A 237-nucleotide genomic window follows, 5' to 3' on the forward strand; every position below is an offset into this window, starting at 1 on the left:
TCGTTGATTTCTATATTGCACAGGGTGATCCAGACAGAGTGGAAAAAGCAGAACTGTTGACAAACGAAGAAGCTGCGAAGTGGCAGGAGCTGCAGGAGCGGGATACGGCGAAGAAACCCGTGCAAACGGAAGATGGAATGGTATGCCCGATATGTGGTAGCAAGGCAGTTCCGTGGAGCCGGTTCTGCGATGAATGTGGACAGAGATGGTGGGAAAAGGAGGACTGACATGACAGTA

At 51.1% G+C, this 237-nt stretch carries 1 protein-coding gene; it reads left to right on the forward strand.

From position 1 onward, the window contains the following. The coding region (locus HJY11_RS13710; protein WP_368041618.1) for a hypothetical protein at window positions 1–227 on the forward strand (227 nt) is incomplete at its 5' end. Window positions 228–237 lie beyond the last annotated feature (10 nt).

Source organism: Bittarella massiliensis (ex Durand et al. 2017) (assembly GCF_017566145.1).
Classification (GTDB): domain Bacteria; phylum Bacillota; class Clostridia; order Oscillospirales; family Ruminococcaceae; genus Bittarella; species Bittarella massiliensis_A.